Origin of the sequence: Maribacter chungangensis (genome assembly GCF_042676845.1) — a bacterium.
Lineage (GTDB): Bacteria > Bacteroidota > Bacteroidia > Flavobacteriales > Flavobacteriaceae > Maribacter > Maribacter chungangensis.
The window spans coordinates 188,723-206,005 of record NZ_JBHTHY010000003.1 but is presented as its reverse complement, the minus strand read 5'-3'; the positions used below and the strand labels follow the sequence as shown (position 1 = coordinate 206,005).

Below are 17,283 nucleotides of genomic sequence, written 5' to 3'. Positions count from 1 at the left end.
GTTAGACCTTTACGAAGCATTATGACCGTTTAATGTCCAAAATCATAAGTGCTAATGAGCCTTGGTCGAACTCGGCCGAAAAACTCATCTTATCCTTGCCCATCGTCATAGTATCCTTCGGAATTAACTCATCTTCAAATATCACATAGAGTTTATCCAATAATGTTCCTTCCATTTGGGTCAATTGCTCCCCTATCTTTCCAAGATCTAGCTTTTCCATAGAAAAAACTACAATGGTATATTCCTTGTCTACATCTTTGGATAATCTTGCATAAGCCCTTTTTCCAGGTGGTGCAGGAGGAAGAATGACCTCGGACTTGGATGAATTGATGAAGGGACTAATGGAATCCGCTAACGGAAATAAGGGAGAAAATTCATTATCGGAATCCATACCGAAAACATAGACATAGGCCGGTTGATTTACCTTGGTAACCATTCTATATCTAGTGTCTATAGGATATGATTCCTCCGTAACATAATCACCGATACTCTCTTCCTCCTCGATCACAACTTCTTGTGCACTGAACACCGAACCGGAGTATTCACCCTCTGCGTTGAATACCTTCATGGGTGAATTATTTCTTAAGACAAAGTCTACCTCTCCTGCCAGCACCTTTTTCTCCAAAGGTTTGGATTGCATTGGAATCATCTCAAAGGCATAGCGGGTCTGCTTTGCAAAATCGGCATACTTAATCCATATATATCCCTCATTTCCCCATCCTTCGCCCCAACTGTTTACAATTTCAAAAGAGCCACCATACTTATCATCGTCAAAACCTATAACACACATAGCATGCCCTCCCGTACTACCAAGCTCATCCGGAACGTATACATTTTTAGCGCTATGAAAAGAATTATCTACCATAAAACCAATCACGACCGGATTTCCGTTCAACAAAGATCTTTTTACGCCATCTACCTTAAAATCGATTTCTTCGTCCGATCCAAATATTCTGGCAAAATCCTTTATTTTAAATTGTTCCGCCTGTTCATAAAGATTTTCTGGAATCTTGGTTTCGCACATAACATTAAAATCCTTGTAATACGGCACTCCTTTTTCAACCATCGTTTCCATTGCCCTACCAATAAAAGCACCTTGCTGACAGTTGTAATCATTCTCTACATTGGAATTTAAATAGGTAAATACTGGTGAAAATGTACCCTCTGTAATAGAATTCGTATTCAGATTATTTGTCACCCGTGCCTCTAGAATAGTACGGGCGTAATAGGCGCTAGCCCACCCTACACAGGTACTATAGCCTTCTTGATCGCCCACTTTTGGGACAAATTGTTTTAGGGAGGCACTCGAAAACTCCGTAACCACATCTTGGAAAGCTACGTTCTTGGCCTTTAATGGTGTTTTTCCATAGGCGTCGTCGTCAAACAAAAGACCGGTACTTTGTTGTGCCCGGGCAAAAACAAAAGTGGAAATAAATAATAAAAGTGTAACTCGTAATTCCATAATTTAAGGTATAATATTCGGATTACAATTTAATGTATTTTATTAGACCCTAGAATACCTTGTAACAGGTATTTATAGATGAATTACGGATTATTTGAGGTTAATCTAAATGTAGGAGTAAAAACTTACCTATAAATTAGCTAAAATCGCCATTTTTTTGTAAGATAAATTAATTGAGCAAAAATTACCGGATGAACTATTATTTGAACTTAAATCTCCAGTTGATCTAGTTGAACAATAGAAATATATCAACAACATCTAATGATAGGAAGACGTGACTACAATGTGGCAACAAGATTAATTCCACGTTCCAAATCCACAAATAGTAACACTATATATTTCCGAGTATAAAGAAACCTTGTATATAAAACTTAAAATACATGGAGGTACGCAATAGTAAACAAAAAAGTCTGTACTATGATGAATTAATTCTTGAACAGTAAAATGTTCATTGAAATTAATGGAAGCCAAAATAATGGAGAACAATGAATTTTACAAAGTCTCCCGCTTTTTCTTTTCTTTCATAAAGGTGTCGTACTTACGTTTCGTTTTAACATACTCCCTTATACTATATACCAATAAAACGAACGTGACAAAAAGTAGGATAAAAATAAGTAGTTCCATAGTGCTATAAGGTTGTTATCTTTTTAGACACTAACTTTTCCCAAAAGTCACTTTTATCCCATAAACATAATTCATTGCTTTCTGAAAACCCTACTTGGAGGCCTAACTTTCTCCGATGCCTTTCCGCATTATTTTATTCACAAAACACGGCTACAACCCTAATGTGGTTTAATCTTATTTAAAAATACGCATTAACCTACAAGTAGGGCCTTTCAGTATCAAAATACCCTTTATTGGGTATTCGCAGAAACATGGCAAATCAATATTTTTGAAACCAAGGTTCACTAAATATTTTTACAATATGAAAAAAACAGCAGCACTAATCCTGTTCTTTTGTGTCAATTTTGGCTTTTCACAATCCTATATGGGATATACCATGGATAATTTTAGTGGTATACATAACACCATACACAACCCTGCAAATTTGGCCGATTCTAGAACTAAATGGGAATTCAATCTTTTTTCTGCGAGCGGAACCTTGTCCACGGACTATACCAATCTAACGCTTGGCAATATATCAAACCTCCTGGGAGACTCGGGCTTTGATGGTTTGGAACGTTTTGCTTCAGATCAAAATAATTTTTTATTGGATGCGGATGTCGTAGGACCTTCACTACAATTCTCCTTAAATGAAAAGAGTGGCCTTGCCTTGGTTACACGGGTAAGGGCAATAAGTAACTTTAACAATGTAAATGGAGCTCTTTTTGAAAGTATTTATGATGGTTTCCCTACGAGTTCCTTCGCCTTTGAACAGAATAATTTGGATTTCGCGACCCATGCATGGGGAGAGGTTGGTCTAAGCTATGGGCGGGTATTCCTTGCTAACCCAAACCATGTATTTAAAGGCGGGATTACCCTAAAATATTTACTGGGAGGGGGCGCAGTGCAGGGCGGTTCCAATACGCTTACGGGCAATTTTAACGACGCAACCGGTCAAGTACGCCTAGATGGCGATATATCCTACGCCCTTACCATAGACGACGGAACTACTTCCATTGACTATTTTGAAGAACTTGCCCCAGGCTTTGGTGCGGATATTGGTTTTGTATATGAATTCAGGAACGCAAAGTCCATTGCCCCCTCCAACAATAACAACCCACGCGCCTTTAACCAATATAAACTTAAGGTTGGGCTTTCTATTCTCGATTTGGGAAGTATCAACTATACGGGCACCGAGGTTACGGAGTATACAATTAACGCCAATGTAAACGCGCAAGAACTGGAGAATGATTTTATCGATATCATAGAGGACAATGCCACCGCAACCTCAACGCTACAGGATGTAAAATGGAGCTTGCCGACCACACTACAGCTAAATCTAGATTACAGCGTTACACCTAAATTATATATAAACCTAAATGTTGGACAAGGAATGGTAAACAAAAATGAATTCTTTAACAACAATCGTTTAAATCTAATTACCCTCACCCCTAGGTTCGAAAGCAGGGTTTTTGGCGCCTACCTTCCTATTTCACATAGTAGTCTAAGCAACACTGCTATAGGTCTTGGTCTTAGATTAGGGCCATTGACCCTTGGGTCCAGCAGTGTAGTCTCTAACCTTATGGGCAGCAAATCTCAACTAGCACATTTATTTCTGGGCCTTAAAATTCCAGTGTACCATAAACGTAGCTTATAAACGTTTATATCTATTTTCTCCTTACGGTTCTTACTCTTGAAAACGAATAGCTATAAACCGGCACCTCAGATAATTTAACTCAAGAAGAAACCCATTTAGAAAAGTATTACCATAACATGGCTCATCAACTAAAATAGGGCATTACCAGATAGCGCTAACTCAAATTCTAAAATATGGTTTATTGACCATGTGATAAGTCAACGTAACCTAGTTTTCATTTCTTTTCTCAAAAAATACGCGGTTACCAAGGTCGCCAGCACATCGGAAATCGGAAAGGAAACCCAAACCCCAAGTTCACCCATGAACCGAGGGAGAACCAGCACTAAAGGAATTAAGAAGAAACCCTGCCTGCTCAGTGCCAACAGCAGCGCGGGCACCACCTTGCCAATGGCCTGAAAATAAGCGGCGCCAATAAGTTGTAAGGCAATGATAGGCGTAGCCGCAAAGACCCAGCGCATGGCATTGGGCATGTTTTCCAACACATAGGCATTTATGGCCAGTTCCTGCACGGTTGCGTTTTCAGGAGTTCCCAAAAAAAGGGAAGCGATTTCCGTTGGAAATACAAATAGGCCAATAAACACCATAGAAGCTAATAACGACGCATATTTTATGGCAATGCTGATGGATTTCCTAACACGGTCATACTGTTTGGCACCATAATTATACCCTGCAATAGGCAGAAAGCCTTGGGTAATTCCAAAAACGGGAAAGAGGGCGAACATAAGCATGCGACCAATTATGGCATATACCGTTACCGAGGCCTCCCCGCCCAAATTGAAGAGAATATTGTTTAATAACAGATAGATAATACTAACGACCGCTTGGCGCGATAGGGTTACAAAACCAAGGGCACTTATTTCCTTTAAAATAACTTTGTCCAGACCAAAATGGGAAAAACTGATTTTGAGTTCCGAATTTTTGGACAGAAAGAAATATAGGATATAACTAAAGGAAAAAACATAAGCCAATGTGGTAGCCCATGCGGCGCCGTGCATGCCCCAATCAAACATATAGATGAACACATAATCCATGGTCAGGTTGGCCACCGATGGAATGATCATGGCCACCATGGCGAACTTGGGTTTACCTTCGGCGCGTATAACGGCATTGCCCATCATGCTGAGCGCTAAAAAAGGTACACCGTACAGGACTATGACATAATAGATTTTCGCATAATCGAAAATAGCTCCCTTACCCCCAAAAGCAGGGATAAGTGAATCCGCAAAAAACAGACCCAAAAGGACCATGGATACGGTGACCAAGATGGTAAGGGCAATCTGGTTCCCAAAAGTTTTAAGGGCTTTCTCCTTCCGTCCGGCACCAAGTGCTCTAGACAGTACACTTGCACCCCCAATACCTATGGCCATTCCCAAGGCACCTATAAAAAAAGAGACCGGTAGCACTACGTTGATGGCGGCAATGGCAACGGAACCTATCCAATTGCCCACAAAGATGGAATCGACCAAAATATTCAGCGACATCACCAAAATACCGATACTGGCAGGCACTGCCTGCTTGATCAGTAGTTTACCAATAGGCTCGGTACCTAATTGTTCCGATGAAAATCTAGCCATGTCTTAAAAAGGGATTTTTTCTGTCGCCTGGCCGTAATTATAGATTGTACCGAATACCCAGGTAACCATCCAGCAAGTTCACCCAGCTTCCAGCGTGGATGTAGTCCAAAAAAAGTACTTACATAACCAAAGCAACCCTTACCTGTCCACGATATAGACTGCGCAACTTATTTTAGGTAAGCCAAAGCCATCAATCCACCGGTACCACATCCAATTTTCCGGTATGTTCCCAGTTATTGACCCATTTGGCCATCACGCTTACCCAGGCATCGTTGTCGTTTAAGCAAGGAATATGCTTGTAATGTTCGCCACCAGCTTCCTCAAATTCTTCCTTGCCCTCCATGGCAATTTCCTCCAAGGTTTCCAAGCAATCGCTAACGAATGCCGGGGTAATCACCGCCAAACGTTTTACACCTTCCTTGGCCAAACGCTCAAATTCGTAATCGGTGTAGGGTTTTAACCAAGGATCACCCGCCAATCTGGATTGGAATGAAGAGCTTACCTGCTCGTCGGGAAGGCCTAGATATGCCTTTACAAGTTCGGTGGTGTCGTATACTTGGTGTCGGTAGCAGGTATTGTGGGCAACCGAGTTGATCTTGCAACAGGTGTCGTCCATCTTACAATGGAATCTGGTAGGATCGCTTTTACGTATGTGCCGTTCCGGAATCCCATGATAGGAAAACAGGATATGGTCGTACTCAAAATCCTGGAGTCCATCCTTAATACTCTCCGAAAGTGCCTTAATATAATCCGGATGCTTATAAAAAGCTGGCATGGTGGTCACTTTCATTTTGGGAAAGTGCTTTTGCTGGTCTTCCAATGTCTTCACCACCACAGTTTCATAAGACGACATGGCATAATGGGGATATAGTGGCACCAAAAGCACATCGTCCACGCCTTGGTCTTCCAGTTCTTTGAGCGCACCTTTTATGCTCATGCTACCGTAACGCATACCTAAGGCAACGGGCATTTTGGTGTGTTTTTTAAGCTTTTCGGTAAACCTCTCGGATAATATAATCAGCGGAGAACCTTCGTCCCACCAGATTTTGGCATAGGCCTTGGCAGATTTCTTGGGGCGGGTCTGTAAAATAATGCCACGAACCAAGATGTTACGCAACCATTTTGGGGCATCTATGACCCTTTCGTCCATTAAAAATTCATCCAAATACGGTTTTACATCCTTAGCCGTTGGGCTGTCCGGAGAACCCAGATTCACCAATAAAACTCCTTTCATAGCACTTTCAATTTAAGACAAAAATAAGCTTTGCTTCCTATTTATACTAGAGCGGAACGGCTAAGTTTTTTGATTGCGATATAAGATTCATCGATAGGTATAAAAAATCCTATCTTTATAAATTGAATTGTTTTATATGGAACGCATTTACTTTATCGTTTTCATCTTATGTTCATTTTTCCAAGGGCAAGCACAGCACATCACCTGCTCTCCAAAGGACAAAAGTCTTGTGGAAACCAAAATAGTAGAAACCCAAGGACTTCTAAATGCCGATTTTGGCAATACCATGGCAAGCGTTGGAAAAACTTTCTTAAAAGTCCCCTATGTAGCCAAAACCTTGGAAATTGGGACAACCGAAACCTTGGTCGTTAACCTTCAAGGCTTGGACTGCACGACCTTTATAGAGAATGTAATGGCCTTTAGCCTGATGCTCAAAAACGAACGAAGTTCTTTTAACGATTTTACCAACTATTTAGAGACTATTCGGTATAAGGATAGCAAACTACAAGGTTACGGCTCCAGGTTACATTACTTTACGGAATGGATACGAAATAACGAAACCAAAGGACTTTTAACGGATATAACGGCCGATATCGGTGGAATTGCGATAGAAAAGGACATCAATTTTATGGGTACGCACCGTGAACTGTATCCCTTTTTAAAGGACGATGCCAACTTTGAAAAAATAGTGGCCACGGAAAAAGAATTGGCCAAAGAACCCTTTTGCTACCTGCCCCAAGATCAAATAGAAGCGAAGGAACATTTGATAGAGACCGGGGACATCATCGCCTTGGCGACATCCATAAAGGGTTTGGACGTAACGCACACCGGTATTGCCGTGCGAGAAGCGAACGGCAGAATTCATCTTTTACATGCTTCCACAACATCCATGGAGGTCGAAATAACTAAAAAGCCCCTGGCCGAATATTTAAAAGGGGTAAAAAAGAATATTGGTATTTTGGTGGCAAGGCCACTGTAACTGCTTTAAATTGCTATTATTAAGCCAACTCCTTCATATACTTCTTTGGGGTGGTGCCATATTTCTTACGGAAAGCCGCAATAAAATGACTAGAGGTACTATACCCTATTCGCAATCCTATCTCGTTTACATTATATTGACCGGAGTCCAGCAATCTTCTGGCGTATTCCATCTTGTAATCGAACAGAAAGCTATACACAGAATCGCCATAAATTTGTTTAAACCCTTCTTTCAGGCGTTTAAGGCTTAGACCCACCTCCTTGGCCAACTCGCTCAAGGTAGGCGGCTCGGCCATATTGGCGATTACCAGCTCTTTTGCCCTACGGATGCGTTTTACGTTGTCCTCATCTACCAAAAACGGGCACTGCTCTATATCTGTGTCTGTGCTTTTATTAAAATAGAGCGATATCAATTCATAAACCTTTCCTTTGATATATAGTTTCTTAATCGTAGGGTGCAAATTATAGTTGATCATTTGACTAAGCACTACCGCTATTGCCGGCGAAACCGTTTCTTGGGCATAGTACTTTTTCTCCTTGTTCTCGCCGTCCAAAAATGGAACATAGCTGGCTTCCTCGGAAAAAAGGGAATGGAACTTACGAATGGTCATAACCACGGATACCATCCAGGAACCTGGCGATAAAGAAAGGTTGAGGGGCAAATCTTGTTGTGTATTATAAAGTAGGAGGGAATTCTCCTCGGAAACATCCAAGGCATAATTTCCGTCGTTAAACAAGAATTTACCCCTTCCCTTTAGGCAAAAGTGAAATTGGATGTACCGTTTGTTGATCTCCCGCTTTATTTGGACATCTGCCGTCCTATCGTTCTGAATTTTAAGTACATAAAATCCGTCATCGATCAAAATTTCCTCAAATGAACCTACAGCGACATTTTTTAATTTCATTTCAAAGTGATTTATCTATAATCTATTTAGATTCTTTCTAAATAAGACAGGTCTTAATCCTTGTAATTGGTATAAAAATAGGGTATTTCAACCTAAAACTGATGAATTACATCTAAAAATACGTTAATCGATATTAATTGTTCCTCTAGCGTTACTTTTATAAAATCCTTGCTCTTATTTTTGTTCCGCTCTATGAAGGACTATCATATTTCCAAACACAACTCCTTTTACACCATTGGCCTTAACTACAAAAAGGCGGATGAAGAGGTGCGTGGTATGTTTAGCCTTAGCGAAAATTCGATAACCGCATTATTACAAAACGCAAAGGAGCAAGGCTTGGACGGGCTTTTGGTAACCTCTACCTGCAACAGAACCGAACTTCATGGCTTTGCGCAACATCCATATCAACTTATAAAATTACTTTGTGATCACTCCAATGGTTCGGTAGAAGAGTTCCAAGACGTTGCTTACGTATACAAAAACAATGAAGCTATTGCACATTTGTTTCGGGTAGGCACTGGATTGGATAGTCAGATTTTGGGAGATTTTGAAATTATAAGTCAGCTCAAGCAAAGTTTTAACCGATCAAAAAAATTAGGTATTGCCAATCCGTTTTTGGAGCGCTTGTGCAATGCCATCATCCAGGCAAGCAAACGCATAAAGAACGAAACGGAAATTTCTTCTGGAGCCACTTCGGTCGCTTTTGCATCCGTTCAATATATTCTAAAAAACGTATCCGATATTGCAGACAAGAATATTCTGCTTTTTGGTACCGGGAAAATTGGGCGCAACACCTGTGAGAACCTTATTAAACACACCAAAAATCCACATATTACCCTTATTAACCGAACCAAGGAAAAGGCCGATAAGGTGGGTGGTAAATTTAACCTTACCGTTAAGGATTACGGCGATTTACAAGCCGAAATTCGAAAAACCGACATTTTGGTCGTGGCTACCGGAGCACAAAAACCAACGGTGTCCCCGGAATTGATACATACCAAAAAACCATTGTTGATACTAGACCTTTCCGTTCCTAAGAACGTAGATGAAAAAGTAGCACAATTAGAACATGTAACGGTCGTTTATCTTGATCAACTCTCACAAATGACCGATGAGACCTTGGAACGAAGAAAACAATTTATACCGAAGGCGGAAGCCATTATTGAAGAAGCAAAGTTCGATTTTACCCAATGGTTGGAAACGCGCAAGTTTGCACCGGTCATAAAAGCATTGAAAATGAAGCTCAACACCATGAAGGTCGAAGAGTTGGATTATCAATCCAAAAAAACAGCCGGTTTTGATGCAACACACGCAGAGATGATATCCAACCGTATCATTCAAAAAATTACAAAGCAATTCGCAAATCACCTAAAGGACGATAACGTGGACTCGGACTCCAGTTTAGAACTTATCCGACAAGTATTTCAAATAGAACTGGAGCGCAAATGAACAGAACCATTAGAATAGGTACCCGCGATAGTGAATTGGCACTATGGCAGGCAAACGAAGTTAAAGACCAACTCAAAGCCCTAGGGCATACCGTCCAAATCGTAAAAGTAAAATCTACCGGAGACCTTATCTTAGATAAACCCCTATACGAACTGGGTATAACGGGAATCTTTACTAAAACCCTGGATGTTGCCATGTTAAACGGTGACGTAGACATTGCCGTACACTCCATGAAAGATGTTCCTACTGCGCTACCACAAGGAATTGTACAAGCGGCCGTCTTAAAACGCGCCAACTATTTGGATATCCTGGCCTACCATGACAACGAGGAATTTTTGGGTCAGCGCGAAGGTATCATTGCTACCGGAAGTTTAAGAAGAAAGGCCCAATGGCTCAACCGATATCCTACACATACGGTCGTAGACCTAAGGGGAAACATCAATAGCCGACTGGAAAAACTGAACAACAGCGATTGGAACGCGGCCATTTTTGCGGCAGCCGGATTGGAACGCATAGGTTTGGAACCCAAAAATACGATCGGTCTCACATGGATGCTTCCTGCGCCCGCACAAGGCGCCATAATGGTGGTGGCCATGGAAAACGATGAGGAAGTACGTGACATTTGTGCGCAACTGAACCATGAGGAAACAGATATCTGTACCCGATTGGAGCGTGAGTTCCTTAGGGAATTGGAAGGTGGATGTTCTGCACCCATCGGCGCTCTGGCCTATATAGATAAAGATAATGTGGTGAACCTGAAAGGCGTACTCTTGACCGTAGACGGTTCTAAAAAACTGGAAGCCGCGTTGACAGCACCGTTGGGCAAACACCAGAATCTGGGTATAGATTGTGCGAAAAGTATTTTGAGCCGTGGTGGAAAGCGTCTCATGAACGAATTGTCCAACAGCATCCTAAAAACCCAGATATTCTCTACCAAAAAACTGACCAACGCACAATTGCAGCGTTTTGATAGTACTATTCGCGTAGATTCAGAGGATTTCATAAAAATTAGTCCGAACAGGGTATCGCCCATCGTACTTAAAAAGAAGGTCAGAAATGCCATATTCACAAGTAAGAATGCGGTAGAAGGCCTCTTGACAAATATAAGTGCCGATGAGCTCCACTTTGAGAATATCTATTGCGTAGGCCGTAAAACAAGACGACTTATCCAGAAAAAGATAGGTAAGGTAACGCACTTTGAAAACTATGCCGCAGACCTAGCGAACCATTTAGTGGAATATATAGAAGGTACAGAAGCCACGCACTTCTGCGGAAACCTAAGCTTGGACGAGATTCCTAAAACTTTGGGAGAAGCGCACATTACGGTGCATAGTGTTGAGACCTATAAGACAAAGTTATCCGGACAAAAAATGGACGATGCCGTCGAAGGGGTGTTGTTTTTTAGTCCGTCTGGTATTGATAGTTACTTACAAAACAATAGACCGAATAAAATTGCCTATTGTATCGGGGAAACTACCGCTACCGAGGCAAGAAAACATTTTACGAATGTTAAAGTTGCAAAGATACCAGATGTAGAAAGTGTAATTGATTTGGTGAACGAGGATTACGAAGCCCCCTAACCCCCAAAGGGGGAACTCTCATGATGTTGGGTAAAAGTTCTTTTTATATATTGCTTGAAACGATTTTACAATGCCAACATTTCTAATCCGTTATAGACATGTGATTTTGATGCCTTCTATAAAGATTATAAAAAAACAAAATTAAGGTTGAATAAAATCTAGGATGCGGCTCCTCCCCTTTTTTCAAGGGGAGGTGGATTCCGACCCATTTCGGGAGGAAGACGGAGGGGTATTTTCGGAATGCGGGAAGTTTGTTTAATTTCAAATTTTAAATCGCAAAAATTAAGAGTTGAAAGTGATATTTGATGGTGGCTTTACAATATTAAATACACTCCAATAGTGCGTCAAAAATAGGCAGCTTAGAAAACAGACCGACATAAATTTGGTTCAATTAAATGCCATAAAAGCGATACTGTAATTTAAATAGACACTTCATTAGAGATAAAAAAATACCAATAGCTAACAGTTGATTATGATCAAGAACGATTTATTTTTAAGGGCTCTAAAGGGCGAAACCGTTGAAAGGCCTCCGGTTTGGATGATGCGCCAAGCAGGGCGTTACTTGCCGGAATTTATGGAAATAAAGGCAAAATATGATTTCTTCACCCGCTGCCAAACACCGGAACTGGCCTCGGAAATTACCGTACAGCCGATCAGAAGATATGGTATGGACGCCGCTATACTCTTCTCCGATATTTTAGTGATTCCACAAGCGATGAATATTGAAGTGGAAATGAAACCGAATTTTGGACCTTATTTACCAAATCCCGTTCGCTCTCAAAAAGATTTGGATTCCGTTATTGTTCCCGATGTGGATGATGCCTTAGGTTATGTGATGGAGGCTATAAAAGCGACCAAGGAAAAACTGAATGATGAAATTCCGCTTATTGGTTTTGCAGGTTCGCCATGGACCATTTTATGCTATTGTGTACAAGGGCAAGGCAGTAAGAATTTTGATAAGGCCAAGGAACTTTGCTTTACACAACCCATGGTTGCACATGAGCTTTTGCAAAAAATAACCGACACTACCATAGCGTATTTAAAGGCCAAGGTAAAAGCAGGTGTCAATGCCGTACAGGTATTCGATTCTTGGGGAGGCATGCTTTCCCCAACCGATTATCAGGAATTTTCCTTCCAATACATACAGCAGATTATTGATGCCTTAAAGGATGAAACCCCTGTGATTGTTTTCGGAAAGGGCTGTTGGTTCGCTTTGGGCGATATGGCGAAATCCGGGGCTAGCGCCTTAGGAGTAGACTGGACCTGCTCCCCGCGGAACGCTCGATATCTTTCAGGAGGCAACATAACACTACAAGGGAATTTTGACCCATCACGTTTGTTATCGCCCCCGGCGGAAATCAAAAAAATGGTGACCCAAATGATCCATGAGTTTGGAAAAGATCAGTATGTGGTAAATCTTGGTCATGGTATTTTGCCCAATATTCCTTTGGACAATGCGAAGGCTTTTGTGGATGCGGTAAAGGAGTATAGGCCTTTGTGAGATATTAGAAGTTAGACGTAAGATTTAGGATTTCAGACGAAAATGTGCTTGATGTATAGAACCCTCTAAGAACATCCCTTTAGCCAGAGCAAGATTCACGCTAGGGGCATTACTGCTAACGCTTTCCAATCGCGCTTGTTTGCAACGAGTGCCCACAGCGGTAGGCCCTTAACGAATGGTAAAAACATAATTGTGCCGCTGTGGATTTCTTTTGTTTTATATTTATGCTGTTGGCTTACTTGCTCCCGGCAGGGAGGCTCGGAAAGTCCTTGGGTATAAACTCCCCACGGTAAAACAATTAATACTCCATTAGCTCCAGTGAACTTAAAGGTAAAAGGTTTCGAAATCGCTCCCATCCAAGAAAAAGATGCTTGGCGACTTTGTGATTTTATGGTCGCCAATAGCGAGCGTTTTAAAAATGATTTTCCCGGAACGCTAAAGCAAAACTTAAACCCTACGCTATCGGCATTATTTGTTCAAGAAAAAGCACGACAATTTACTGCCGGTCAAGAATTCCTATTTACTGTAAAAGAGCAGGAACATAGAACCATTATCGGGTTGATCTATGTCAAAGAACTGCAAAAAAAGGAAGGGCAGGGTGAACTGGCGTATTGCATTGGCTACGAACATGAGGGTAAAGGACTCATGACACGTTTTCTAAATCAAATTATTCCTTGGGCCTTTACTAAACTTGGGCTAGGCACACTACAGATTATTGCGCATAAAGACAATAAAGGAAGTACCCGAATTGCCGAGAAATTGGGTTTTTCATGGCAGGAAACCCTTCCAGAAGCGCACAAAAGATATAATGGGGATGTGGTAGACATGGAACGCTACGAAAAATACCGAAAAGTATAATGAAGGTTTGGAATACGTTAAAGCGTATTAACATTAAAAGCTTATGGCAGCTGATCGGCCTTAGTGTCAGGAACCCGCTCTTTCTATATCCTACTTTTTTGGCTACCAAAGAGTGCATGCGCATTTCAACATTACACTACGGCAGGGAACATTACCGCAATACTCCGGCAAACGCTTTTAGGCATGCCTTTTGGAATTACCTGATTGCACGCTCTTGTGCGAAATGGAGCAACAACCCTTCTAAAGTGCTTCAATGGACTAAAGCAATAACCGACTGGCATGAAAACGCCTTTGTAAATAGGGAACTGCCCAGACTAATGGATCTGCACAATAACGAAATCGGCAGAACGATATATGTATACCATAGCGCCGAACATTTCGAAACGATCATTGAACTCCTTAGGACAAAGACCCGCAATGCCCTTCAGGTTAAAAATGCAGAGGCAATCACTTTGGCTCCCGATAAGCTCGTTTATCTTTATCCAGCATCGAATACTATCGAGTAACGGATGGATATCCGGTGTACTCAAATTTTATGATAATCTTACAAACATAATTTCATATCTTGGGATACACTAAAATCACACCATGAAAAGAAAACACTATTTCACAAGTCTCCTCTTTTTAGTCTGTATGGGACTTGCTTCCGCACAGCTTACAAAAGTAGCCTCCGTAGAGGGTATCACGGAATACCAAATGGATAACGGTTTAAAAGTTTTATTGTTCCCAGACAATTCTGCTCAGACCATTACCGTAAACATTACCTATTTAGTAGGTTCTCGCCATGAGGGCTATGGTGAAAAAGGGATGGCACACCTTTTGGAACACATGGTTTTTAAAGGAACACCCAATCACCCGGATATTCCAAAGGAACTGAGCACACGCGGGGCCAGACCAAACGGTACCACTTGGTACGACCGTACGAATTACTTTGAAACCTTTAATGCCACTGAAGATAATCTAGACTGGGCTTTGGATTTGGAGGCCGATCGCATGGTAAACTCCTACATTGCAAAAAAAGATTTGGAATCCGAATTCTCGGTGGTTAGAAACGAATTTGAAAGCGGGGAGAACGACCCGACTGGTGTACTGATGGAAAAAGTAATCAACAGTGCTTATCTCTGGCACAACTATGGAAATTCAACTATCGGAAACCGTTCGGATATAGAGCGGGTACCCATAGAAAACCTGAAGGCCTTCTATAAAAAATTCTACCGTCCGGACAATGCTGTATTGATGGTTACCGGAAAGTTCGAAGAAGAAAAAACCCTTGCGCTCATAGAAGAAAAATTTGGAAAACTAGTAAAGCCTACGACGCCTTTACGGGATTCCCATACCGAAGAACCTCCACAAGACGGTGAAAAATCGGTTTCCGTGAGTCGCGTTGGCGATTTACAGATCGTTAGTGCACTGTACCATACTCCGGCAGGTTCGGATCCGGATTACGCTGCCATGGCCATTGTTGAGGACGTATTGACCAACGAACCCTCTGGCCGACTCTATAAAGACCTTGTAGAGGCTAAAAAAGCGTCTTCCCTCTGGTCTTTTTCTCCGTTTACCAAAGAACCGGGCTTTTTCTACATCAATGTAGATGTGCCATCGGATAAAAATGCCGATGAAGTGGAAAGCATTTTAAAGGGTACATTGGATAATGTGAAGGACAACCCCATCACCCAAGAAGAATTGGAGAGGGCAAAATCAAATTTGTTAAAACAAATTGACCAAGTAAACAGAAATTCGGCCTATCTGGGCACTTATATGAGTGAATTTATAGGTGCCGGGGATTGGAGACTGGCTTTTATTCACCGAGACCGTATTGAAGCCATGACCCTAGAGCAGGCCAACGCGGCAATGACCAAGTACCTTATCCCCACGAACAGGACCACAGGCCGTTTTTATCCTACTAAGGAACCTGTTAGGGTAGCCATTCCGCATACCGAGGATATTGCTGCACTTGTAAAGGATTACAAGGGAAGGGAGGCCCTGAGCACAGGAGAAGCCTTTGACGTTGGCTACGATGCCATCGAAAGCAGAACGAAAAAAGGAACCTTGGCCAATGGCGTAAAATATGGATTTATTGAAAAAAAGAACCGTGGTAATACCGTAACCTTAAGCTTTAGCGGGAGAAACGGAGACGTAAAATCCTTAATGAACAAAGGCGTAATTCCTAGATTTACAGCCCAAATGTTAGATAAGGGTACAACTACCAAAACCCGCCAACAAATAGAGGACGAATTAAGTAGAATAAAATCCTCTATAAGTTTTAGGGGTACCAACGGTAATATCTATGCTAATATTTCCTCTACCGAGGAATACCTAATGCCAGCCCTTGAGCTCATGGCGGAGCTTCTTAAAAACCCTTCTTTTGATGCTGCCGAATTGGAGAAATTAAAGACCGAGGAATTGGCGTATCTAGAAAGCAACAAAACTGAACCTCAGTTTTTGGCTTCGCAACGCCTGTCGGAAATCAATAATTCCTACCCAAAAGGTCATCCCCTATATAGTATGAGCATTGCGGAACAGGAAGAAGCCATCAAAAACTTGACCGTGGAAGACTTGAAAGCTTTTTATAATGAGTTTTATGGTTTAGGAAATTCAATTTTAGTAAGTATTGGCAACCTAGATTCTGAAAAAGTATCCAAGTTCATAGAATCCGAGTTTGCTAATTTTAATAGCAAGAACAGCTACACAAAAATCAGTGACCCGCACAAACCTGTTAAAGCGATTAATGAGAATATCATTACACCGGACAAACAAAATGCGATGACCCTAGGTTTTATGGACGTAAAAATCAGTGAAAACCATAAAGACTACGCAGCATTGAACGTTGCGAGCTCTATTCTTGGCGGCGGCTTCCTAAATTCACGTATTGCAGACCGTTTACGTCAAAAAGATGGTGTTAGTTACGGAGCAGGAGCAGGATTTCAGGCCGATGGCGATACCGAGGACCAAAACTCACAGTTCTATATCTATGCAATCTATGCACCTGCGAACTACGATAAGGTACAACTAGGGTTTAAAGAAGAAATCGCTCGGTTTATTGAGAACGGTATCACACAAGAGGAACTGGAAAACGCCGTAAACGGATGGACACAGGCACAGAACGTTTCCAGAGCGAAGGACAACGAACTGTCCAGTCTTATCAATAATAACATCTTTTACAGCCGGGATATGAGCTTTCATAAGGAGCTTGAGGCTAAAGTTGCCCAACTTACGGTAGCTGATGTCAACGCAGCTATTAAAAAATATATTCGAACATACGATAAGTGGTCAGTCGTTAACGCCGGGGACTTTAAATAATGGTATACTTTTAATAAAAAAAGCAGCATCCTATATGATGTTGCTTTTTTTTTGCCCGATACCCAGTCTAAAAAACTCTTTTTAAAAGCTTAATTTTGCAGTAGTTTATAGCGAGGCACTCAGCCAATCGGATTCTGTTGAACTTGTTTGGTTTAAGTTTATAATCGTTAGGAATATAAATT

Annotated in this window: 12 protein-coding genes; 8 read left to right on the top strand and 4 right to left on the bottom strand. The window is 41.4% G+C overall.

What is annotated here, in order from left to right; translation table 11 throughout:
* Positions 1 to 19: 19 nt before the first annotated feature.
* Positions 20 to 1,462 (bottom strand): C1 family peptidase, encoded by a 1,443-nt coding sequence (locus ACFQZJ_RS00925; RefSeq protein WP_379931677.1) that lies wholly within the window; start codon positions 1,460 to 1,462, stop codon positions 20 to 22.
* 925 nt (positions 1,463 to 2,387) lie between these two features.
* Between ACFQZJ_RS00925 and ACFQZJ_RS00920 the strand changes: the two genes are divergently transcribed.
* Positions 2,388 to 3,722: a DUF5723 family protein gene (locus ACFQZJ_RS00920; protein ID WP_379931676.1), complete on the top strand. Its 1,335-nt coding sequence runs from the start codon at positions 2,388 to 2,390 to the stop codon at positions 3,720 to 3,722.
* 197 nt (positions 3,723 to 3,919) lie between these two features.
* Here ACFQZJ_RS00920 and ACFQZJ_RS00915 read toward each other — a convergent pair whose 3' ends face one another.
* Together ACFQZJ_RS00915 and hemH are read right to left on the bottom strand one after the other, a co-directional pair.
* Positions 3,920 to 5,296: an MATE family efflux transporter gene (locus tag ACFQZJ_RS00915; RefSeq protein ID WP_379931675.1), complete on the bottom strand. Its 1,377-nt coding sequence runs from the start codon at positions 5,294 to 5,296 to the stop codon at positions 3,920 to 3,922.
* Positions 5,297 to 5,486: 190 nt separating this feature from the next.
* Positions 5,487 to 6,530: a ferrochelatase gene (hemH, locus tag ACFQZJ_RS00910; RefSeq protein WP_379931674.1), complete on the bottom strand. Its 1,044-nt coding sequence runs from the start codon at positions 6,528 to 6,530 to the stop codon at positions 5,487 to 5,489.
* Positions 6,531 to 6,666: 136 nt separating this feature from the next.
* Here hemH and ACFQZJ_RS00905 point away from each other — a divergent pair, with 136 nt between their 5' ends.
* Positions 6,667 to 7,509 (top strand): N-acetylmuramoyl-L-alanine amidase-like domain-containing protein, encoded by an 843-nt coding sequence (locus tag ACFQZJ_RS00905; protein ID WP_379931673.1) that lies wholly within the window; start codon positions 6,667 to 6,669, stop codon positions 7,507 to 7,509.
* 19 nt (positions 7,510 to 7,528) lie between these two features.
* Here the strand turns inward: ACFQZJ_RS00905 and ACFQZJ_RS00900 are convergent, their stop codons facing one another.
* A complete protein-coding gene (locus tag ACFQZJ_RS00900) occupies positions 7,529 to 8,413 on the bottom strand; it encodes an AraC family transcriptional regulator (RefSeq protein WP_379931672.1) in 885 nt (294 codons plus the stop codon).
* Between the two features lie 192 nt (positions 8,414 to 8,605).
* Here ACFQZJ_RS00900 and hemA point away from each other — a divergent pair, with 192 nt between their 5' ends.
* The 6 genes from hemA (at position 8,606) to ACFQZJ_RS00870 (ending at position 17,101) form a co-directional block, all read left to right on the top strand.
* Complete coding sequence (hemA, locus tag ACFQZJ_RS00895; RefSeq protein WP_379931671.1) at positions 8,606 to 9,862, top strand: glutamyl-tRNA reductase; 1,257 nt, start codon at positions 8,606 to 8,608, stop codon at positions 9,860 to 9,862.
* Positions 9,859 to 11,442, top strand: coding sequence for a hydroxymethylbilane synthase (hemC, locus tag ACFQZJ_RS00890; protein WP_379931670.1), 1,584 nt, complete (start codon positions 9,859 to 9,861; stop codon positions 11,440 to 11,442). The genes hemA and hemC overlap by 4 nt, the downstream gene beginning before the upstream one ends.
* A gap of 472 nt (positions 11,443 to 11,914) precedes the next feature.
* Positions 11,915 to 12,943, top strand: a complete 1,029-nt coding sequence (hemE, locus tag ACFQZJ_RS00885) for a uroporphyrinogen decarboxylase (RefSeq protein ID WP_379931669.1) — start codon at positions 11,915 to 11,917, stop codon at positions 12,941 to 12,943.
* A gap of 318 nt (positions 12,944 to 13,261) precedes the next feature.
* A complete protein-coding gene (locus ACFQZJ_RS00880) occupies positions 13,262 to 13,801 on the top strand; it encodes a GNAT family N-acetyltransferase (RefSeq protein ID WP_379931668.1) in 540 nt (179 codons plus the stop codon).
* Positions 13,801 to 14,307, top strand: a complete 507-nt coding sequence (locus ACFQZJ_RS00875; protein WP_379931667.1) for a DUF6973 domain-containing protein — start codon at positions 13,801 to 13,803, stop codon at positions 14,305 to 14,307. Before ACFQZJ_RS00880 ends, ACFQZJ_RS00875 begins: the two co-directional genes overlap by 1 nt.
* A gap of 82 nt (positions 14,308 to 14,389) precedes the next feature.
* Positions 14,390 to 17,101, top strand: coding sequence for a M16 family metallopeptidase (locus ACFQZJ_RS00870; RefSeq protein WP_379931666.1), 2,712 nt, complete (start codon positions 14,390 to 14,392; stop codon positions 17,099 to 17,101).
* The last annotated feature ends 182 nt before the right edge of the window (positions 17,102 to 17,283 follow it).